This is a genomic window from Tessaracoccus terricola, from assembly GCF_054776555.1.
Window position 1 is genome coordinate 30961 of the sequence record NZ_BAAHBS010000004.1, and the last position, 20232, is coordinate 51192.

Sequence of the window (20232 nt, forward strand, 5' to 3'; positions counted from 1 at the left end):
ATGACCAGACCGGACGACGAACCCACGGATGTCCCGATCGGCGAGTACGCCTTCCTCGGGGACCTGCGGACCGCCGCCCTGGTCTCGCCGGGCGGCAGCCTCGACTGGCTGTGCCTGCCCCGCTTCGACTCGCCGTCGGTGTTCAACAACCTGCTCGGCACCCCCGAGGACGGCCGCTGGCTGGTGGCCGTCGAGGACGGCACGGTCACCGACCGCGACTACCTGGACGACACCTTCGTGCTGCGCACCCGCTGGCAGGGCGGCGAGGGCACCGCGGAGGCGCTGGACTGGATGCCGGTGGAGCCCGAACGCTCCGACGTCGTGCGCCGGATCCGCTGCACCCGCGGGACCGTGCGCGTGGTGCACGAACTGTGCATGCGCTTCTCCTACGGCGACATCGTGCCGTGGGTGCACCGCCGCGACGTGGAACGGCCCGACGGGACCTCCGAGCAGGTGTTGTGGGCCGTCGGTGGCCCCGCCGCCCTCGCGCTCCACGGCCCTCTTCCCGAGGCGGTCCCGGGGGAGCGTCTGCACCGCAGCGTCCACACCCTCCACGAGGGCGACGAGCTCACCTGGGTGCTGACCGGCCTGGACTCCTGGCGGGAGGTGCCGCCGATGATCGACGCCGACGTCGCGCTCGAGGAGACGCTGGCCGACTGGCGGGACTGGGCGGCCCCCATCGAGGCGAAGGGTCGCTGGGCGCAGGAGGTGCGCCGCTCGTTGATGGTGCTGCGGGCGCTCACCCACCGCGACACGGGCGGGATCGTGGCCGCGGCGACGACGTCGCTGCCCGAGGACCTGGGCGGCAGCCGCAACTGGGACTACCGCTTCACGTGGCTGCGGGACTCGGCCCTCACGCTGGAGGCCATGATGGCCCACGGCTTCGACGGTGGTGCGGCGGCGTGGCGACGTTGGTTGCTGCGGGCCGTGGCGGGCGATCCCGAGGACCTGCTGATCATGTACGGGCTGGGCGGCGAGCGGGACCTGGCCGAGCGGGAACTGTCGCACCTGCGCGGCTACGCGGACTCCAAGCCGGTGCGGATCGGCAACGGCGCCGTCGGCCAGTACCAGGCCGACGTGGTGGGCGAGGTGATGATCGCGCTCGGCCAGCTGCGGGACTCGGGTGAGGCGGAGGAATCGTTCTCGTGGGGGCTGCAGCAGGCGATGCTGGACCTGCAGACCCGGCGCTTCGACGACCCTGACCACGGCATCTGGGAGATGCGTGGCGAGGAGATGTTCTTCACCCACGGCCGCGTGATGATGTGGGCGGCCTACGACCAGGCGATCCGCGCCGTCGAGGAGTATGGCCTGAGCGGCGACTTCGAGTCCTGGCGCGAGCACCGCGACGCGCTGCGGGCCGAGATCGAGCAGCGCGGCGTCGGCCCGGACGGTGCCTTCCGGCAGGCCTACGAGAACGACGAGGTGGATGCCTCCCTGCTGCAACTGCCGCAGACCGGGTTCGTGGACTACGACGACCCGCGGATGCTGGCCACCGTCGCCCGGATCGAGACCGACCTGCTCGACTCGCACGGCCTGGTCCACCGCTACCGCACCCACGGAGGCGTCGACGGGCTGCCGGGTGGCGAGTCGTCGTTCATGATCTGCAGCTTCTGGCTGGTGGAGCAGTACGCCCACTCCGGCCGCCTCGACGACGCGGAGGCGCTGATGGAGAAGCTGGTGGGGGCGATGGGCGGGCTCGACCTGCTGGCCGAGGAGTACGACCCGGTCTCGGACCAGATGCTGGGCAACTACCCGCAGGCGTTCAGCCACCTCGGACTGATCCGCGCCGCCGACGCCATCGCCGTGTGCCGCGGCCACGTCGAGCCCAGCCGGCACGGCGGCCGCTACGGCACCTCGGCCAAGCGCTCCTGAATCGGGGGAGGGGACGCGTTCGCGGGCGCCCAAGCGCGACGGAGCGCGCGATCCACTCCCTTCGGCGACTGGGTCACCGGCAATCCCGCCCAATGATTTGCCATTCCGGCTCGCGTGGAGGCCATGAGCGGTAGCGTTTGGGTCCGTTCGCGCAGGTCAAACGGAAGCAATGACATGGTCGACAAGCAGCCCGACGGTTCACCGCGGAACAAGAAGGATGAGCCGATCCGCCGCCTCGTCAGGGAGGTGACCCACCCTGCCCTGATCCCGGGGGTCGGGGTGGAGGACACCGCGCGAGAGTTCAGGACGAACTGGACCGTGATCGCCGTCGCCGGTCTCGCCGTCGTGGCCGTCGTGGTCTGGGGGTTCGTCAGCCCGACAACGGTCAACGAGGTCGGCGTCGCCGCACGCAACTGGACCACGGACAACTTCGGCTGGCTGTTCTCCCTGCTGGCCGTGGTGACACTGACGTTCATGCTGGTGGTGGGCTACGGCCGCACCGGCGGCGTGCGCCTCGGCGCGGACGACGAGCAGCCGGAGTTCTCGACGACCGCCTGGGTGGCGATGCTGTTCTCGGCCGGGATGGGCATCGGGCTGCTGTTCTGGGGACCCAGTGAGCCGCTGGTCTACTTCGCCGACGTGCCCTACGGCTTCGACGCGGAACCGGGGACCCGGGATGCCATGCTCGCGGCGTTGGCCCAGTCGATCCTGCACTGGGGGCCGATGGCGTGGGGGTTCTACGCGCTGGTCGGGGGCGCGATCGCCTACGCGGCCTATCGTCGCGGGCGGGCTCCGTTGATCTCGGCGATCTTCTACCCGATCTTCAAGGAGCGCACCGACGGCTGGATCGGCTCGGTCATCGACACCTTCGCGATCATCGTCACCCTGTTCGGCACCGCCGTCACCCTCGGCATGGGAGCCCTCCAGGTGGCGGCCGGCGTGGAGGTGGTCTCGGGGCTGGGACCCTTCGGGAACGGCATGCTCATCGTCATCATCACCGTGCTGACCGGGGCCTTCGTGGTCTCGGCGGTCTCCGGCATCAAGCGGGGCATCCGACTGCTGTCAAACATCAACATGGTGGTGGCCGGGGTGATTGCGCTGCTGATCTTCGTCGGTGGTCCCACCCTCTTCCTGCTCAACATGGTTCCCGCGAGCGTCGCCGCCTTCTTCAGCGAGCTGGGGATGATGCTCACCCGCAACCCCGGCCAGGGCGAGGCCTCCGCTGCCTTCATGAACGGCTGGACCAACTACTACTGGGCGTGGTGGATCTCCTGGACTCCCTTCGTCGGCATGTTCATCGCCAAGATCTCCCGCGGTCGGACCCTGCGCGAGTTCGTCACCGTCGTCATCATCGTGCCTTCCATCGTCTGCGTGATCTGGTTCGGCATCATGGGTGCCACGACGATGCTCTACGACGAGCAGTCCAACGGCGGCATCACCGCCGTGCGTGGCGAGAGCGGCAACGAGGGCGTCCTGTTCGCCGTGTTCGACGCCCTGCAGAGCAACCTCGTCATCGGAGGTTGGCAGGTGCCCATCGCAGGGGTCCTGTCCGTGGCGGCGATGGTCTCGATCATCCTGTTCTTCGTGACGTCAGCGGACTCCGCTTCGATCGTGATGGGCTCCATGAGCCAGCGCGGACGCCCTGAGCCGACCACCTGGATCACCATCATGTGGGGCCTCCTGCTCGGTGCGGCCGCGATGGCGCTGCTCCTGGCCGGCGGCGAGGAGGCGCTCTCCGGGCTGCAGGCCATCATGATCGTCACAGCCCTGCCCTTCGCCATCATCGTCAGCGGGGTGCTCGTCTCCTGGGGCAAGGAACTGCGCAACGACCCGTACATGCTGCGGCGCCGTTTCGCCACCGCGGCGATCGCCCAAGGGGTGCGTCGCGGCATCGAGGAACACGGCGATGACTTCGTGTTCAACGCGCTCGAGGTGGCCCCCGACGAAGGCGCAGGTGCCGGCATCGACACCGACGACCCGGCACTCACCGAGTGGTGGGACACCGCCACGGGCCTGTCGGAGGACGAGACACACGTCACGGCAGAGGACGTCACCCGGACCCTGACGCCCGGTCACATCCAGAAACCCGGGCCGAGCGACCCCCGCCACACCGCGTCGGGAGACGCGTCGCTGACCGTGGGGGAGAACCGGAGGACCACACGGCGAGAACGGACCGAGCCCGAGGAGTGATCCCGTCCGGGCCTCCGTCCCGGACCGTTGCGCGTGGGGACGCCAAACCGACCCGCCTCCGGGGGAGAGGCGGGTCGGTGGTTGACCCGGGCGGAACAGGAGCAGGTCTGTTCCGCCCGGGGGTCTGGTGGGTCAGGCCTCCTCGCGGAGGCGCCTGCCCAGGATCTCGAGGAGGTCGATGGCGGCCTCCGGGATGATGGTGCCGGGCGGGTAGATCGCGTCGGCACCGTTGGCGCGGAGCTCGTCGAAGTCCTGGCTGGGGATGACGCCGCCGACGACGATCATCAAATCCTCGCGGCCCAGCCGGTCCAGCTCCGCCCGCAGGGCGGGGACCAACGTCAGGTGGCCGGCCGCCAGCGACGAGACGCCGACGACGTGGACGTCGGACTCGACGGCCTGCCGGGCCACCTCCTCCGGCGTCTGGAACAGCGGACCCACGTCGACGTCCATGCCCAGGTCCGCGTACGCCGTCGCGATCACCTTCTGGCCGCGGTCGTGGCCGTCCTGACCCATCTTGGCGACGAGGATGCGCGGGCGGCGCCCCTCCTCTGCCTCGAACTTCTCGACGAGCGCGCGGGCGCGGGCGGTGGCCTCGGTGGAGCCGGTCTCCTTGTTGTACACACCGGTGATGGTACGGATCTGGGCCGTGTAGCGACCGAAGGAACGCTCGAGTGCGTCCGAGATCTCGCCCACCGACGCCTGCGCGCGGGCCGCGTCGATGGACAGCTTCAGCAGGTTGCGCTCCGGGTCCGTGGCGTCCGGGTTGGCGGCGGCCCAGGTGAGGCGCTCGAGGGCGGCCTGTGTGGCCTGCTCGTCCCGCTCCGCTCGGAGCCGCTCCAGCTTGGCGAGTTGCTGCTCGCGGACGGACTTGTTGTCCACCTTGAGCACGTCGAGGGTGTCCTCTTCGTCCAGCCGGAACTTGTTGACGCCGATCACGGGCTGCCGGCCGGAGTCGATGCGGGCCTGGGTGCGGGCCGCGGCCTCCTCGATGCGCATCTTGGGGATGCCCTGCTCGATGGCCTTGGCCATGCCGCCGGCCTCCTCCACCTCGCGGATCCGCTCCCACGCCTTGTTGGCGAGCTGCTCGGTGAGCTTCTCCACGTAGGCCGAACCCGCCCACGGGTCGACGGTGCGGGTGGTGCCGGACTCGTGCTGCAGGAACAGCTGCGTGTTGCGGGCGATGCGGGCGGAGAAGTCGGTGGGCAGCGCGATGGCCTCGTCGAGGGCGTTGGTGTGCAGCGACTGGGTGTGGCCCTGGGTGGCCGCCATCGCCTCGATGGTGGTGCGCGCGACGTTGTTGTAGACGTCCTGCGCGGTCAGGGACCAGCCGGAGGTCTGCGAGTGCGTCCGCAGGCTCATCGACTTCGGGTTCTTCGGTCCGAACTCGCGCACCAGGCGTGCCCACAGCAGGCGGGCCGCGCGCAGCTTGGCCACCTCCATGTAGAAGTTCATGCCGATGGCCCAGAAGAAGCTCAGCCGCGGCGCGAACTGGTCCACGTTCAGCCCCACCGACTCGCCGGCACGGACGTACTCGATGCCGTCGGCCAGGGTGTAGGCCATCTCGATGTCGGCCGTCGCCCCCGCCTCCTGCATGTGGTAGCCGGAGATGGAGATCGAGTTGAACTTGGGCATGTTCGCGCTGGTGAACGCGAAGATGTCCGCGATGATCCGCATCGACGGCGCCGGCGGGTAGACGTAGGTGTTGCGGACCATGAACTCCTTGAGGATGTCGTTCTGGATGGTCCCCGCCAGCTGCTCGGGCTTCACGCCCTGCTCCTCGGCGGCCACGACGTAGAGCGCCAGGATGGGCAGCACCGCGCCGTTCATCGTCATGGACACGCTCATCTGGTCCAGCGGGATGCCGTCGAAGAGCTGGCGCATGTCCAGGATGGAGTCCACCGCCACGCCGGCCATGCCGACGTCCCCGGCCACGCGCGGGTGGTCCGAGTCGTAGCCGCGGTGCGTGGCCAGGTCGAAGGCGATCGAGAGGCCCTTCTGCCCGGCGGCGAGGTTGCGGCGGTAGAAGGCGTTCGACTCCTCCGCCGTCGAGAACCCGGCGTACTGGCGGATGGTCCAGGGCTGGTTCACGTACATCGTCGGGTACGGGCCGCGCAGGAATGGCGGCATGCCGGGGGCGGTCTCGAGGAAGTCGAGGCCGGCCAGGTCGGCGTCGCCGAACAACGGCGGCACCAAGATGTGCTCGGGCGTCTGCCAACCGGCGCTGTGCCCGACGGCGTGGGTGATGGCGTCGAACTGGGCCGCGGCGTCGGCGGGGGCGCCGAGGTCACCCAGGGGGACCGAACCGAATCGGGGGATGGTGGTCACTTTCCTGCCTCCAGCTTCTCGAGGGTGGTGGTGAGCAGCTCGACCACGTCCATGCCGTCGAAGACGTTGCCGTCGACGAGGCCCTCTGGGACGTCGGGACCGAGTTCCTTCAGCTGTCCGGCGACCCGCACCTCGGCGGCGCCCGCGTCCCGCAGCGCCTGCGCGACGGCGACGCCCTGGTCCGCGTACACCTTGGCAGTGGAGCACAGCACCGCGATGGTGGCGCCGGAGTCGGCCAGCTGCCGGGCGAATTCCTCGGGGGACTCGCCCTCGGCGAGCACGGTCCGGATGCCGGCCACGTGGTAGAGGTTCGACGTGAAGCCCTCGCGGGCGCCGAAGTCGCGGCGGCTGCCGAGGCAGGCCAGCAGCACCGTCGGTGGGGAGCCGGCCGCGGCCATGGCGGCGCTGCGGTCCCGCAGGTCCTCGAAGACCTGGGCGTCGCGTACCGGCACGATGCCGGCCAGGTGCGGCGCCTCGGGGCGGGGCTTGCGCTCCAGCGGCTGCTCGTCCGCGTCGGGGAACATGGACACGCCGGTCAGCGGCAGCTTGCGGGTGGCCAGCAGCTTCGCGCGGGCCGCGTTGGTCTCGGCCAGCTGGGCCGCGACCGTCCCGTCGGCGACGGCGGCCGCGAAGCCCGCCTCGTCGACGGCACCGAACAGCTCCCAGGCGCGCTCGCACAGCTGCCGGGTCATGGACTCCACGTAGAAGGAGCCGCCGGCCGGGTCGTTGACCCGTCCCAGGTTGGACTCCTCGGCCAGCACCACCTGGATGTTGCGGGCGATGCGTCGGCTGAGCTCGTTCGGCAGGCCGATCGCGGCGTCGAGGGGCAGCACGGTGATGGTCTCCGCGCCACCCGCGGAGGCGGCGAAGCACGAGATGGTGCCGCGCAGCACGTTGACGTACGGGTCATCCCGGGAGACCTGCCGCAGTGAGCTGACGGCGTGCTGGACGGCGCCGCGGCGGGCCGGTGCCACGCCCAGCTCCGCGCCCACCCGGGACCAGAGCGTGCGCAGGGCCCGCAACCGGGAGATGGTGATGAACTGCTCGGTGGTGGCCGAGACCCGGAACAGGATCTTGTCGAAGGCCTCGTCGACGCTGAGTCCGGCGCCGGTCAGCGCCCGCACGTACTCCACGCCCGCGGCGAGGGCCCAGGCCAGTTCCTGCACGTCGCCGGCACCGGCGTTGTGGAACATGCCGGAGTCCACGACGATCGGCCGGATGCCGGGGTAGGGGCGGGCCAACTCGACGGCCTCGGCCACCGCTGCCATGTCGGGCGCGGTGCCGTGCTGGGCGGCGAGGCCGATCGGGTCGATGCCGAAGCTGCCGGTGAAGGCCTTCGCGTCCTTGTCGGACGCCTCGAGGACGGCCACGAGGGCGCGGGCCGCGGCCAGCTGGTCGGTACGGCTGGAGACGTGCACGGGCGCGAGGTCCAGCAGGACGTCGGCCAGCACCGCCCCCAGGTCCTGCGGCGCGACGGCGTCGGGATCCACCCGCAGCCACACGGCGCTGCCGCCGCGCTCGAGGTCGGTGAGCACCGCGGAACGGGTGGTGGCGACGTCGGGGTCCTCGTGGAGTTGCGCGATCTGCCAGCCGCCGTCGAGCTCCCCGCTGCGGATGGTGGTGCCTCGGGTGAAGGGTGCCACGCCGGGGAAGCCGAGCGCCTCGGGGGCGTCGACGCGGGTGTGGAGTGGCTTGGTCTCCAGGCCGTCCACGGTGCGGCTCGTCAGGCGCTGGTAGGCCTGCTCGATGCCGAGTTCCCTGCCCTCGGGGCGTCGGCGGTTGAGAACCTTCAGTACCTCGCGCTCCCAGTCCTGCCGGGAGGGGGTGTCGAAGTCGGCCGCGAGTGTCAGACGAGCAGTGTTTCGATCTACCTCGTTCATCGTTCTCCGTCCAGGAAGTCCATTCGGATCTTCGGTGTGTCCAAACCCTATCCGCGGGTCCTTGGGAAGTTTTGGGCGGGGTGCTGAAAGGTCCCGGGGGGCCGTGTGCTACGCCTTGCGCGAACATCCGCGCTGATTGTTACCAAAATCGACCCGTGAATCGCTTGACCCCGCGCAGAGCGCCAAGGCAAGGTGTACCCACTGGCAACACAAGGAGGTGACCCCATGAAGCCGGACTACCCGCTGCTGGGGCTGCTCGCCCGCAAGCCCGCGAGCGGATACGAACTGGGCAAGTGGCTGCGCTCCGAGGGCGTGTTCCTCGGCCGCACCCGCTCCATGACCCCGGTCTACCGTGCCATCGGCGAATTCGTGGAGCTCGGCTGGGTGGAGACCCCCTCGGACGCGCCCGAGGCCGCCGCCAAGGTCTACTCGCTGACCAAGACCGGGCGGGAGGCGCTCCTGGAGTGGGCCGCCTCGGACTACGTCCCCTCACCGCGCCCGATGTCGCCCGACTTCATGGTGCGCCTCAACTTCGCGGGCCAGCTCGGCCCCGAGCACGCCCTGCGAATCGTGCGCACCGAGCTGGAGCACCGTCGCAAGCAGCGCGCCGACGAGGGCTACCCCACCTTGCCCAGCGCCGACGCGGAACCGATCCCCGAGATCGATCGCGACTGGCTGACCTACATCGACGTGATCACCCACGACAGGGGCTGGCACTCCACCTCCCTCTACATCGGCTGGCTCGAGACGACGGAGCGTCGCCTCGCAGAACTGCTGGCCGAGCAGGACTCCAAGGAAGACGGCGGCCGTTGATGATGCTGCGGAAGGCTCGGACCAGGCGTCCGGTCAACTACCTGTACCTGTCCCTCAGCATCCTCTCGGTGTTCGGCGGCATCGGCCTGTGGTGGCTCGCCTCCGTGCTGAACCCGACGACGCTGCCCAACCCCGCGGAGGTCGCCTCCCGGTTCCTCGAGCAGGTGGCCGCGGGCTCCCTGCAGGAGCACGTGCTGGCCTCCATGCAGCGCGTCCTGCTGGGCTTCGTGATCGGCTCCGGGCTGGCCATCCCGCTGGGCTTCCTCATGGGGTGGTACCGCCCCATCCGCGCCATCCTCGAGCCCTGGACCCAGTTCTTCCGCACCATCCCGCCGCTGGCGCTGATCCCCCTGATGATCGTGCTGCTCGGCATCGGCGAGGTGCCCAAGGTGGCCGTGATCTCGCTGGCGGCCTTCCTCGTGTCCATCGTCGCCACCTTCCAGGGCGTGCTGAACGTGGACAAGACCCTGATCAACGCCGGCCGCGTCCTGGGTGCCTCTGACCTCGTGATCTTCCGCAGCATCGTCATCCCCGCCTCGACGCCGTTCATCATGGTGGGCCTGCGGCAGGGCCTCGGCTCCGCCTGGGCGACGGTGGTGGCCGCGGAGCTGATCGCCGCCCAGCTCGGGCTCGGGTTCATGATGCAGCGCGCCCAGATCTACTACGACCTGCCCACCATCTTCGTAGGCGTGGTCATCATCGGACTCCTCGGTCTGGTGATGGACCGCCTGCTGCTGTGGGCCGACTCCGTCCTCACCAGCTGGCAGGAGCGCCGATGAACACCGAGAAGATCGTTTTCGACCGGGTGACGGCCACCTTCGACGTCAACGGCCAGCCTTTCCACGCCGTCCAGGACCTGTCCCTGACCATCGCCGACAACGAGTTCGTCACCGTCGTCGGCCCCTCCGGGTGCGGCAAGTCCACCATCATGAACATGGCCGCCGGCCTCCTGATCCCCTCCGGCGGCGAGGTGCTCGTCGACGGCGTCCCCGTCAAGGGGCCGGGCCCGGAGCGCGGCGTCATCTTCCAGCAGTACGCGCTGTTCCCGTGGCTCACCGTCCGCCAGAACGTCGAGTTCGGGCTGAAGCTGAAGAAGATCTCCAGGGCGAGTCGCAACGAGATCGTGGACCGGCAGCTGGAGCTCACCGGCCTCACTGCCTTCGCCGACTCCCTGCCCAAGACCCTCTCCGGAGGCATGAAGCAGCGCTGCGCCATCGCCCGCGCCTACGCCGCCGACCCGTCGATCCTGCTGATGGACGAGCCGTTCGGCGCCCTCGACGCCCTGACCCGCGTCCACATGCAGAGCCAACTGCTCGAGACGTGGAGCCAGGAGCAGCGCACCGTCATGTTCATCACCCACGACGTCGACGAGGCCGTGTTCCTGGCCAACCGCGTGATCGTGATGGCGGCCCGCCCCGGCCGCATCCACCGCATCATCGACGTCGACCTCCCCGACGAGCGCACCGAGGACCTGCGCACCTCCCCGGAGTTCACGGCCATCCGCAACGAGGTCTGGAACTCCGTCTACCACCAGGACTCCCCGCCGGAGCCGCAGGCGCCGAGGGACGAGCCCGGACCCGATGACCCGGGAGGTGAGGGCTCCCAGATCCGCAAGGGCATCTGGCGCCCCACCCGCAACCCCGGCCCAAGCTTCTGACACCCCATCCCACCCAACCCCAACCAGGAGAAATCAATGACTGCTTTCAGCCGCCGGCAGGTGCTCATCGGAACCGCAGGGATCCTCGGCGTGGGCGCGCTCGCCGCGTGCTCCTCCGAAGACGAGCCCACCACCGCCCCCACCGCGGGCGGAACCGACGCACCCGTGGAGACCGAGCCGGTGAAGGTCGGCTACATCGCCGACGGCAACGGCGCCATGCTCGTCAACATCGCCGAGAAGCAGGGCCTGTGGGCCAAGCACGGGCTCGAGGCCGAGACCGTCGTGTTCACCAACGGACCGCTCCAGATCCAGGCCCTCGGCACCGGCGACATCGACTTCGGCTACATCGGCTTCGGCGCCCTCTGGCTGCCCATGTCCGGCGAGGCGACGGTGGTCTCGGTCAACTCCAACGGCCAGGCGGACCGCATCCTCGCCCAGCCCGGCATCTCCTCGATCGAGGACCTGCGCGGCAAGACCGTCGGCGTCCCCGAGGGCACCTCCGGCGACATCCTGCTCAGCCTCGCCCTCGAGTCCGCCGGCATGACCGTGGACGACATCGAGCGCGTCGTCATGGACCCGCCCACCGCCGTCAGCGCGTTCATCTCCAAGCAGGTCGACGCCGTCGGCATCTGGTACCCGCACGTCCAGACGATCCTGGACCAGAACGCGGACACCGTCGAGCTCGTGAAGTCCGCGGACTTCCCGGAGCTGGCGTTCCCCGCCTGCCAGGTGGCCGCGCCCGGCATCACCGATCGTCCCGAGCTGCTGGCCAAGTTCCAGGCCGTGCAGAAGGAGGCCTTCGCCTGGGCCGTCGAGAACCGCGACGAGCTCAACACCCAGCTGGCCGAGTTCCTCGACATCCCGGAGGACTCCATCGCCTCCGAGCAGGAGTTCGTCGACGTGCTGGGCCCGGACCGCGTCACCGAGATGATCGCCGACGGCACCATCGAGGAGTGGTTCACCACGCTGAACGAGCACTTCGTGGACGCCGAGAAGCTCGCCGAGGTTGCCCCCGTGGCCGACTACTGGCTGGCCTCGGAGTACGAGCAGGCCTGATCCGCCACCACCACCCGCACCACCGAAGGAGCCCCGAGCACGCATGACCGCACCCAACCTGGTCTTCATCCTGTCCGACGACCACGCCGCCCACGCCATCTCGGCGTACGGGAGCCGTGTGAACCGGACGCCGCACCTGGACAGGTTGGCCACGGAGGGCGCGCGACTCGATGCCGTGTACTGCACGAACTCGATCTGCACCCCGTCAAGGGCGAGCATCCTCACCGGCACCTACAGCCACGTCAACGGCGCGAGCTCGATCTTCTCCAACTTCGACTACCGCGTCGACACCTTCACCCAGGTGCTGCACCGCAGCGGCTACCAGACCGCGCTGTACGGCAAGTGGCACCTGGGGGAGAAGGAGAAGGCCAACCCGCGTGGCTTTGACGACTGGCTGATCGTTCCCGGGCAGGGCGACTACATCGACCCGGAGTTCTACGGGCCGGGCGGGCACCGTCGGATCGAGGGCTACGCCACTGACATCATCACCGACCTCAGCATCGACTTCCTCGACAGGCGGGACCCGGAGCGGCCGTTCGCGCTGCTCGTCCACCACAAGGCGCCCCACCGGCCGTGGATCCCAGACGAGAAGCACAAGGACCTCTACCCCGTCGGGTCCATCCCCGAGCCGGAGACGATGTGGGACACGCACGAATCGCGCTCCGACGTGGTCAAGAACGTCCACATGACGCTGGACGACCTCACCTTCACCGACGTGAAGGAGGAGGTGCCCGCCGAGCTGCAGGGCGACGACAAGGCCCGGGAGCGCGCGTCGTGGAAGTACCAGCGCTACATGCGCGACTACCTGCAGACCATCGCGTCCATCGACGACAACGTCGGCCGGCTGCTGGACCACCTCGAGGCCGAGGGTCTGGCCGACGACACCATCGTCGTCTACGCCTCGGACCAGGGGTTCTTCCTGGGTGACCATGGCTGGTTCGACAAGCGCCTGATGTTCGACGAGTCCCTCACGATGCCGATGCTGCTGCGCTGGCCCGCCGAGGTCCCCGCTGGCACGCGCGTGGACGCCATGATCACCAACGTGGACTTCGCCGCCACGTTCCTGGACATGTGCGGCTTCGACGCCGCCGCCGAGCTGCCCGCCAACCAGGGCACCAGCTTCCGCCCCCTGCTGCGGGGCGAGGACGTCGAGGGCTGGCGGGACGCGATCTACTACCGCTACTGGGAGCACGACGACCCCAACCACGCCGCCCCCGCCCACTACGGCATCCGGACGCACACCCACAAGTACATCCACTACTACAACGACGGTCTGGGCTCGCCCGGCTCCTCCGACAGGATCATGCCGGAGGAGTTCGAGCTGTACGACCTGGTGGCCGATCCGGCGGAGCTGAACAACGTCGTCGACGATCCGGCCTACGCCGACGTGCTGGCCGGGCTTCGCGAGCGGCTGGCCGAGCTGCAGGCGGAGTACGCCGACGAGCCGTACCGCGGTCCGGACACGCCGCGTCTGGACTGGAGCGTCTGAGGCCACCCCCGCTCCGCCCCTCACCAATCGGGTGGGTCCGCGAACGCCTTGGCCAGCGCGATCATGCGGCCGAGGAAGTCGCCGGACGACGGCAGGTACTCCGCAGCCCAGACGGCGTTGAGGACGAGCCTGACGAAAGTCCAGGCGTAGACACGATCCAGGTCCAGTCCGGCCGCGTCCGCGACGACGTCGGCCCGGAGCCGGACGTGCGCCCGGAAGTTGTGCGCATTCGCAGCCTCCTCCGCGCGGTTCCACACCACCGGGGCGACGGCGTATGCCCACTCCCCGACGATGGGCTTGGGGTCGATCGCCAGCCATTCGCCCCGCGTGGGATCGAGCGGCGCGAGGGCGTTGGCGTCGTGCAGGTCCTCATGCACGAGTCGACCTTCGGGGGCGCTTGCGAGGAGTCCGTCGAGGGTGCCGAGCGCCTGCTCCACGAGGCGGGGCGAGACGGTCCGGCCCACCGCGGAAAGTTGGCGGCGCCAGCGGTGCGCCCGGTGCGCGACCGTCTGGAACTGCGGCGACCCCTCGCGGTCGAGCCGACGGAACAACTCGCCGATCGACTCACAGGACTCCAGAACGGAGACCGAAGACAGCGGGTGGTCGGCGTCGAGCCGCTCGAGCAGGAGGACGTCGGCGGCCGGGTTCGCGGCGAGGAGCCTGACCGAACCCTCGCCGTCCCACAGTCGCAGCGCGAGGTGTTCCTGGTCGGCCTCGACATGGGGCCAACCCAGCTTCAACACAGCCCGACCTTCAAGCGTCCCGCCCACCACCACCGGCAGCACCAGCGCGTTCTCGCCGAAGCGGGGCGCGCCGTCGACAGCGAGTTCCCATCGGGCCATGTGCTCGTCAACCAGCCGCGGGAGCAACGCGAGCCAAGTGTCGCCGTCGACGGGCCGCGCCGTTCGCTCGTCGGCCGGACGGCCAGCGATCTTGTCATGGAAGGCACCGGGGACGAGCACCCCACCAGCCTATACAGGGCGGGCCGCGGTGGCTCCGACCTACTCCGCCGGGCGACCGTCGGTCAGCGTGGCCGGCTTCGTCAGCGTGACCAGGTGGTCGTTGACCTGTTGGAGCACCTCGGTGGCCTCGGCGGTCAGCGCCTTCATCGCCTTCTTCCGCGCACCACCCTCGTTGGCGCTCCACGCGAGCTCACCCCGCATCCGCAACGTCTTCGTCAGCGCCCGCCACAACTCGGGTTCCACCGCGTCGGGGAAGTTCTCCTCGACGGCGTCCGCGCACGCCTCGATCGCCGTCAGCTTCCCGTCGAACCGGATCTTCGGGTTCTCTGAGTTGGTGGCGGACTTGATCTTGTTGAGGGTGGCGTTGAATCCCTCGGACAGTTGGGGGTTGTCGCGCAGCGCGCCAAGGATGGTCACCGTCGTCGCGACGACGGCTCCGGCGGCCTTGAGGATGGTCGATACGTTGGCCATTCCCCAATGGTATGCGCCGACCCGTCGCAAGCGGCCTGCGTTGGGGTCGGTCTACCGACCCGTTCGTCGGGAGCTTCGGAAAGAAGGGACGGACCTCCGGGTCAGAGGGCGTCGGCCAGGTGCTCGCCCCAGCGCTCGATGCGCCAGCCGTCGGCGGTGCTGCCGGTCAGGACGATCCACTGGGTGTTCTCCAGCGCGGGCGCGGTCTCGCGGCTCCAGTTGGGGTCCTTGGTGATGGCCCACACGCGCAGGGCAGCACCGTGGCTGACGACGGCGACGGCCTCGTGCCCCTCCTCCTCGATCTGGGCGATCGCGGTGTCGAAGCGGTGCAGGAACTCGCGCGCGGACTCGCCGCCCTCGAGCTTGGCGTCCAGGTTCTCCGGCGACCAGCTCTCCAGCATCCCAACGTAGGTGGTCCAGTCCGGGCTCATCTCGTGGACGCCGGCTGAGATCTCGTGGATGCCGTCGAGGACGGTGGCCTTGAGGCCGCGCTTGCCCACCAGCGGCTCGGCGGTCTGCTGGGCGCGGGTGAGGGTGGAGACGAACACGGCGTCGATCTCCTCGTCGGCGATGGCCTCGGCCAGGGCGTGGGCCTGCTCCACCCCGCGCTCGGTCAGCGGGAGCCCGGGCACGGCGGTGTCGAGCAGTCTGTCAACGTTGGCCTGGGTCTCGCCGTGGCGGATGAGGATGAGTCGCATGGCTCACAGCCTAGTGGGCGGGGTCAAGCACGCGGTGCCCGGAATCGGCCCGCGTCCGCGGCTGCGCGCGTAGTCTCGGAGGGTATGACGCAGATGGGCGTCGAGGTCCTCGTCAACGGCCGACGGCGGACCGCAGTCGACGCGTACCCGCACACCAGTGCCCTCGAGTGGCTCCGGTGGCAAGGGCTGACGGCCGCGAAGGAGGGCTGCGCGGAGGGGGAGTGCGGCGCCTGCGCGGTGCTGGTGGCCAGGCCAGACGGCGAGGGCGGCACCCGCTGGATGGCGGTCAACTCCTGCCTCGTCCCGGCGTTGGCGCTCGACGGCCAGGAGGTGGTCACCGCCGAGGGCCTCGGCACCCCCGAAAACCTCCACCCCGCGCAGCGGGAGCTGGCCGTGCGCGGCGGCTCCCAGTGCGGGTTCTGCACCCCCGGTTTCGTGTGTGCCATGGCGGCCGAGTTCTACCGGGAGGACCGCCACCCCACTCCCGGACACGGCGACTTCGACATCCACGCCCTCGGCGGCAACCTGTGCCGCTGCACCGGCTACCGGCCCATCCAAGACGCCGCTGACGCCATAGGCCTGCCCGCCGAAGAAGACGCGCTCGCCCGGCGGCGTGCCCAGCCGGCGCCCGCACCGTCGGAAACCGCCCGGGCCACCGACAGGGGCGAGTTCGTCCGCCCGGCCAGCCTGGCCGACACCCTCCAACTGCTGGCCGAGCGCCCCGACGCGCAACTGCTGGCCGGGTCAACGGACTGGGGGGTCGAGGCCAACCTGCGGCACCGTCGCGCCCCGCTGCTGGTGGCCATCGACCACCTCCCTGAACTCCGCGGGCTCACGGCCTCCGACGACGGGATCGAGATCGGGGCGGCGCTCAGCCTCTCAGACGTGGAGCGCGGCCTGGCAGGCAGGGTGCCGCTGCTGGCCGAGGTGTTCCCGTTGTTCGCGTCCCGGCTGATCCGCAACGCCGCGACGCTCGGCGGGAACCTGGGCACCGCGTCACCCATCGGCGACGCGGCGCCCGCCCTGCTGGCGCTGGACGCCACACTCGTGCTGGCCTCCGGCGACGGTGAGCGCGAGGTGCCGCTGGCCGAGTTCTTCACCGGCTACCGCCAGACGCTCCTGCGCGACGGCGAACTCATCCGGTCCGTACGGCTGCCGCAGCCCCAACCGTCCGCCACCATGTTCTGCAAGGTGGCCAAGCGCCGCTTCGACGACATCTCGTCGGTGGCCGTCGCGATCGCCGCTGACCTCGACGACGGGGTGGTGGCCCGGGTCAGGATCGGCCTCGGGGGAGTGACCGCCACCCCCATCCGCGCCACCACCGTCGAGGACTACCTCACGGGGCGGCGCTGGGACCTGCCGACGGTGCGGGCCGCGGCCGAACTGATGGCGGGGGAGGGCACCCCACTCGATGACCACCGCGCCAGCGCCCACTACCGCAGCGCGATGCTGCGGCAGGCGATGCTCCGCTTCCACGCCGAGCACGCCAGCGGGGAGGCGACGCAGTGACCACCCTCGAGGAACGACCCACCAGCGCCACCGCCAGCAGCGACGGGGTGGGCGCCCCGCTGCCGCACGAGAGCGCCGTCGGCCACGTCACCGGGACGGCCCTGTTCACCGACGACCTGTTCCTGCGCGCCCGCGACGTCCTGCACGCCTGGCCCGTGCAGGCGCCCCACGCCCACGCCCGGGTGGCGGGCCTGGAAACGACGCCCGCCGCCGCGATGCCCGGTGTGGTGCGCGTCCTCACCGCCGCCGACGTCCCGGGCGTCAACGACTCCGGCACCAAGCACGACGAGCCGCTGTTCCCGCACGAGGTGATGTACCACTCGCAGGCCGTGGCATGGGTGCTGGGCGAGACCCCGGAGGCCGCCCGGCTGGGCGCGGAGGCGGTCACCGTCGAGTACGAGCCGCTGCCCTCGCTGGTCACCATCGAGGAGGCCATCACCGCCGGCAGCTTCCAGGGCGCCCAGCCCGTGCTCGAGCGCGGCGACGCCACCGCCGCCGTGGTCGCCAGCCCGCACGTGTTCCGCGGCGAGTTCAGCTTCGGCGGGCAGGAGCACTTCTACCTGGAGACCCACGCCAGCCTCGCCGTCGTCGACGAGGCCGGGCAGGTGTTCGTGCAGTGCAGCACCCAGCACCCCACCGAGACGCAGGAGATCGTGGCACACGTGCTGGGGCTGCGCTCCCACGAGGTCACGGTGCAGTGCCTGCGGATGGGCGGCGGCTTCGGCGGCAAGGAGATGCAGCCGCACGGCTTCGCCGCCGTCGCCGCGCTGGGGGCCAGGTTGACGGGACGCCCCGTCCGGGTGCGGCTCAACCGCACCCAGGACATCACCATGACCGGCAAGCGGCACCCCTTCCACGCCACCTGGGAGGCAGGCTTCGACGACGACGGCCGCATCCTCGCACTGGCCGCCACCCTCACCTCCGACGGCGGCTGGAGCCTGGACCTGTCCGAGCCGGTCCTGCTGCGGGCACTGTGCCACGTCGACAACGCCTACTTCGTCCCCGACATCCGCGTCCAGGGCCGGATCGCCCGCACCAACAAGACCTCCCAGACCGCCTTCCGTGGCTTCGGTGGGCCGCAGGGGATGCTGGTCATCGAGGACGTGATCGGCCAGGTGGCGCCCCGGCTGGGGATCCCCGCCGACGTGGTGCGCCGTCGCAACCTCTACACCGACGGGCAGACCACGCCGTACGGGCAGGAGGTCCGCCACGCCCACCGGATGCCGGAGATCTGGGACACACTGGCCCGCACCAGTGGGTTCCAGCGGCGGCAGGGCGACGTCGCCGCCTTCAACGCCGCCCACGAGCACCGCAAGCGCGGGATCGCCATCACGCCCGTCAAGTTCGGCATCTCCTTCACCCTCACCACCTACAACCAGGCCGGCGCGCTGGTGCTCATCTACAAGGACGGCTCCGTGCTGGTGAACCACGGCGGCACCGAGATGGGCCAGGGCCTGCACACCAAGATGCTGCAGGTGGCCGCCACCGCGCTGGGCGTGCCGCTGGCGACGGTGCGGCTGGCGCCCACCCGCACGGACAAGGTGCCCAACACCTCCGCCACCGCCGCCAGCTCCGGCTCCGACCTCAACGGCGCCGCCGTCCACGACGCCTGCGCCGAGCTCCGGGCACGCCTCGCCACGGTGGCCGCCGACCTCCTCGGCGCGGAGCCTGACCGGGTGCGCTTCGCCGACGGCGCGGTGGGCACCGACGCCGACCCGCGGCCCGAGCTCACCTTCGCCGACGTGGTGGCCGAGGCCTACAACCGTCGCGTGCAGCTGTCGGCCGCCGGCTTCCACCGCACCGAGGGCCTGCACTGGGACACCACCCGAGTGCATGGCCAACCGTTCAAGTACTTCGCCTACGGGGCGGCGGTGGCGGAGGTGGAGGTGGACGGCTTCACCGGCGCCAACCGGGTGCTGCGCGTCGACATCCGCCACGACGTCGGCAACAGCCTCTCGCCGCTGGTGGACCGCGGCCAGGTGGAGGGCGGGTTCGTGCAGGGGATGGGGTGGCTGACGCTGGAGGAATTGCGTTGGGACACCTCCGACGGGCCCGGCCGGGGCCGGCTGACCACCCAGGCCGCCAGCACCTACAAGCTGCCCAGCTTCTCCGAACTGCCGGAGGTCTTCAACGTCGACTTCCACACCGACGCCGCCGAGCCCGGCGTCATCCACGGCTCCAAGGCGGTGGGGGAGCCGCCGCTGATGCTGGCCTTCAGCGTCCGGGAGGCGCTGCGGCAGGCCTGCGCGGCGTTCGGCCCGACCGGCGCGACAGTGGACCTGGGCAGCCCCGCCACCCCGGAGGCCGTCTTCTGGGCCCTGGACGCCGCCCGCAACTCCGGCGGTGCCTGATGGACTGGATCAAGGCGCTCGACATGCTGCGCGACCAGGGCCATCCGGCCGTCCTGGTCACCCTCACCGACGTGCGCGGCCACGCACCCCGTGACCCGGGCGCCAAGCTGGTGGTCTCCGCCGTCGGACAGTGGGGCAGCGTGGGCGGCGGCAACCTGGAGGCCGCGGCCGTCGAACGTGCCGTCGCGATGCTGCACCACGGGCTCACGCGGCCAGAGTTCCTCGAATTCGGCCTCAACGAGCACGTCCACAACACCTTCGGCAAGCAGTGCTGCGGCGGCACCGTGCAGCTGCTGCTGGAGCCCCTGCCGGTGCGCCCGACGGTGGCGGTCTTCGGTTTGGGCCACGTCGGCCTCGAGGTGGCCCGGATCGTGTCCCGGCTCGACGTGCAGCTGCACCTGGTGGACACGCGTCCCGACGTGCTGGAACCGGAGCAGGAGACCGACCTGCGCACCGGGCCGGCGCGGGTCTGGCGCCACCAGCCGCTGGTTCCCGAGGCCGTGCTCGAACTGCTGCCGGCCGGCAGCCACCTGGTCATCCTCACCCACGACCATGCTGAGGACATGGCCATCTGCGACGCCGTGCTGCGGCGTCCGGGGTGGGGCAGCGTCGGGCTGATCGGGTCCACCGCCAAGTGGGCCCGGTTCCGGATGCGCCTGCAGGCCGAGGGCCACCCCGCCGTCGCCGTCGACCGGATCCGCTGCCCCATCGGCCTGCCCGGGATCGAGGGCAAGTCCCCGGCCGTGGTGGCCATCTCCGTGGTGGCCGATCTGGTGCGCACCTGGCTGGCCCCGGCCGTCGCGCCCGCGGACCCGGTGCGCCCGCCGTCGGTCGGCTGAGCCGTCTGCGAGCCGCTTCCGCCGCCCGAGGAGTCACAATGTAACGGTTCCATAACGGCGTGAGAGCGCTCTCTTGACGCGCCGCCATTCGTCGGGTTACGGTTCTTCAAGCCTGAGGGA

Annotated in this window: 15 protein-coding genes; 10 read left to right on the plus strand and 5 right to left on the minus strand. The window is 70.4% G+C overall.

Annotated elements, in window-relative coordinates; translation table 11 throughout:
- Nucleotides 1–1872, plus strand: a complete 1872-nt coding sequence (locus ACYU7G_RS05895) for a glycoside hydrolase family 15 protein (RefSeq protein WP_461105765.1) — start codon at nt 1–3, stop codon at nt 1870–1872.
- Nucleotides 1873–2046: 174 nt separating this feature from the next.
- Complete coding sequence (locus tag ACYU7G_RS05900; RefSeq protein WP_461105767.1) at nt 2047–4062, plus strand: BCCT family transporter; 2016 nt, start codon at nt 2047–2049, stop codon at nt 4060–4062.
- 132 nt (nt 4063–4194) lie between these two features.
- On the opposite strand, the gene scpA is transcribed toward ACYU7G_RS05900, so the two are convergent.
- Together scpA and mutA are read right to left on the minus strand one after the other, a co-directional pair.
- Nucleotides 4195–6387, minus strand: coding sequence for a methylmalonyl-CoA mutase (gene scpA / locus ACYU7G_RS05905; RefSeq protein ID WP_461105769.1), 2193 nt, complete (start codon nt 6385–6387; stop codon nt 4195–4197).
- Nucleotides 6384–8267 carry a methylmalonyl-CoA mutase small subunit gene (gene mutA, locus ACYU7G_RS05910; protein WP_461105771.1) on the minus strand — a complete coding sequence of 628 codons (1884 nt, stop codon included), beginning with the start codon at nt 8265–8267 and terminating at the stop codon, nt 6384–6386. Before mutA ends, scpA begins: the two co-directional genes overlap by 4 nt.
- A gap of 225 nt (nt 8268–8492) precedes the next feature.
- Here mutA and ACYU7G_RS05915 point away from each other — a divergent pair, with 225 nt between their 5' ends.
- The 5 genes from ACYU7G_RS05915 to ACYU7G_RS05935 are packed head-to-tail and all read left to right on the plus strand — an operon-like array spanning nt 8493 to nt 13282.
- Nucleotides 8493–9080 (plus strand): helix-turn-helix transcriptional regulator, encoded by a 588-nt coding sequence (locus ACYU7G_RS05915; protein WP_461105773.1) that lies wholly within the window; start codon nt 8493–8495, stop codon nt 9078–9080.
- Nucleotides 9080–9859, plus strand: a complete 780-nt coding sequence (locus tag ACYU7G_RS05920) for an ABC transporter permease (RefSeq protein WP_461105775.1) — start codon at nt 9080–9082, stop codon at nt 9857–9859. The genes ACYU7G_RS05915 and ACYU7G_RS05920 overlap by 1 nt, the downstream gene beginning before the upstream one ends.
- Nucleotides 9856–10737, plus strand: coding sequence for an ABC transporter ATP-binding protein (locus tag ACYU7G_RS05925; protein ID WP_461105777.1), 882 nt, complete (start codon nt 9856–9858; stop codon nt 10735–10737). The genes ACYU7G_RS05920 and ACYU7G_RS05925 overlap by 4 nt, the downstream gene beginning before the upstream one ends.
- A gap of 36 nt (nt 10738–10773) precedes the next feature.
- Nucleotides 10774–11793 carry an aliphatic sulfonate ABC transporter substrate-binding protein gene (locus ACYU7G_RS05930; RefSeq protein WP_461105779.1) on the plus strand — a complete coding sequence of 340 codons (1020 nt, stop codon included), beginning with the start codon at nt 10774–10776 and terminating at the stop codon, nt 11791–11793.
- Between the two features lie 43 nt (nt 11794–11836).
- A complete protein-coding gene (locus ACYU7G_RS05935; RefSeq protein WP_461105781.1) occupies nt 11837–13282 on the plus strand; it encodes a sulfatase family protein in 1446 nt (481 codons plus the stop codon).
- A 20-nt stretch (nt 13283–13302) separates the two neighbouring features.
- Here the strand turns inward: ACYU7G_RS05935 and ACYU7G_RS05940 are convergent, their stop codons facing one another.
- The 3 genes from ACYU7G_RS05940 to ACYU7G_RS05950 form a co-directional block, all read right to left on the minus strand.
- Nucleotides 13303–14244 (minus strand): aminoglycoside phosphotransferase family protein, encoded by a 942-nt coding sequence (locus tag ACYU7G_RS05940; RefSeq protein ID WP_461105783.1) that lies wholly within the window; start codon nt 14242–14244, stop codon nt 13303–13305.
- Nucleotides 14245–14283: 39 nt separating this feature from the next.
- Nucleotides 14284–14715: a hypothetical protein gene (locus tag ACYU7G_RS05945; protein ID WP_461105785.1), complete on the minus strand. Its 432-nt coding sequence runs from the start codon at nt 14713–14715 to the stop codon at nt 14284–14286.
- A 101-nt stretch (nt 14716–14816) separates the two neighbouring features.
- A complete protein-coding gene (locus ACYU7G_RS05950) occupies nt 14817–15413 on the minus strand; it encodes a histidine phosphatase family protein (RefSeq protein ID WP_461105787.1) in 597 nt (198 codons plus the stop codon).
- Between the two features lie 84 nt (nt 15414–15497).
- On the opposite strand from ACYU7G_RS05950, the gene ACYU7G_RS05955 reads away from it, so the two are divergent.
- From ACYU7G_RS05955 to xdhC, 3 genes are read left to right on the plus strand one after another with little or no spacing between them, the layout of a single operon-like run.
- Entirely contained in the window at nt 15498–16922 is a 1425-nt protein-coding gene (locus ACYU7G_RS05955) for a xanthine dehydrogenase small subunit (RefSeq protein WP_461105789.1), read from the plus strand.
- On the plus strand, nt 16919–19273 hold the full coding sequence (xdhB, locus tag ACYU7G_RS05960) for a xanthine dehydrogenase molybdopterin binding subunit (protein ID WP_461105791.1): 2355 nt from the start codon (nt 16919–16921) through the stop codon (nt 19271–19273). Before ACYU7G_RS05955 ends, xdhB begins: the two co-directional genes overlap by 4 nt.
- Nucleotides 19273–20112 carry a xanthine dehydrogenase accessory protein XdhC gene (gene xdhC, locus ACYU7G_RS05965; protein WP_461105793.1) on the plus strand — a complete coding sequence of 280 codons (840 nt, stop codon included), beginning with the start codon at nt 19273–19275 and terminating at the stop codon, nt 20110–20112. Before xdhB ends, xdhC begins: the two co-directional genes overlap by 1 nt.
- The last annotated feature ends 120 nt before the right edge of the window (nt 20113–20232 follow it).

Excerpts from the sequence above, each read along its gene's own strand:
- ACYU7G_RS05945 (WP_461105785.1), bottom strand. The coding sequence starts at position 14,715 with ATGGCCAACGTATCGACCATCCTCAAGGCCGCCGGAGCCGTCGTCGCG.
- ACYU7G_RS05935 (WP_461105781.1), top strand. The coding sequence starts at position 11,837 with ATGACCGCACCCAACCTGGTCTTCATCCTGTCCGACGACCACGCCGCC.
- ACYU7G_RS05925 (WP_461105777.1), top strand. The coding sequence starts at position 9,856 with ATGAACACCGAGAAGATCGTTTTCGACCGGGTGACGGCCACCTTCGAC.
- xdhC (WP_461105793.1), top strand. The coding sequence starts at position 19,273 with ATGGACTGGATCAAGGCGCTCGACATGCTGCGCGACCAGGGCCATCCG.
- ACYU7G_RS05930 (WP_461105779.1), top strand. The coding sequence starts at position 10,774 with ATGACTGCTTTCAGCCGCCGGCAGGTGCTCATCGGAACCGCAGGGATC.
- mutA (WP_461105771.1), bottom strand. The coding sequence starts at position 8,267 with ATGAACGAGGTAGATCGAAACACTGCTCGTCTGACACTCGCGGCCGAC.
- ACYU7G_RS05900 (WP_461105767.1), top strand. The coding sequence starts at position 2,047 with ATGGTCGACAAGCAGCCCGACGGTTCACCGCGGAACAAGAAGGATGAG.
- ACYU7G_RS05920 (WP_461105775.1), top strand. The coding sequence starts at position 9,080 with ATGATGCTGCGGAAGGCTCGGACCAGGCGTCCGGTCAACTACCTGTAC.
- ACYU7G_RS05915 (WP_461105773.1), top strand. The coding sequence starts at position 8,493 with ATGAAGCCGGACTACCCGCTGCTGGGGCTGCTCGCCCGCAAGCCCGCG.
- ACYU7G_RS05955 (WP_461105789.1), top strand. The coding sequence starts at position 15,498 with ATGACGCAGATGGGCGTCGAGGTCCTCGTCAACGGCCGACGGCGGACC.
- ACYU7G_RS05950 (WP_461105787.1), bottom strand. The coding sequence starts at position 15,413 with ATGCGACTCATCCTCATCCGCCACGGCGAGACCCAGGCCAACGTTGAC.
- ACYU7G_RS05895 (WP_461105765.1), top strand. The coding sequence starts at position 1 with ATGACCAGACCGGACGACGAACCCACGGATGTCCCGATCGGCGAGTAC.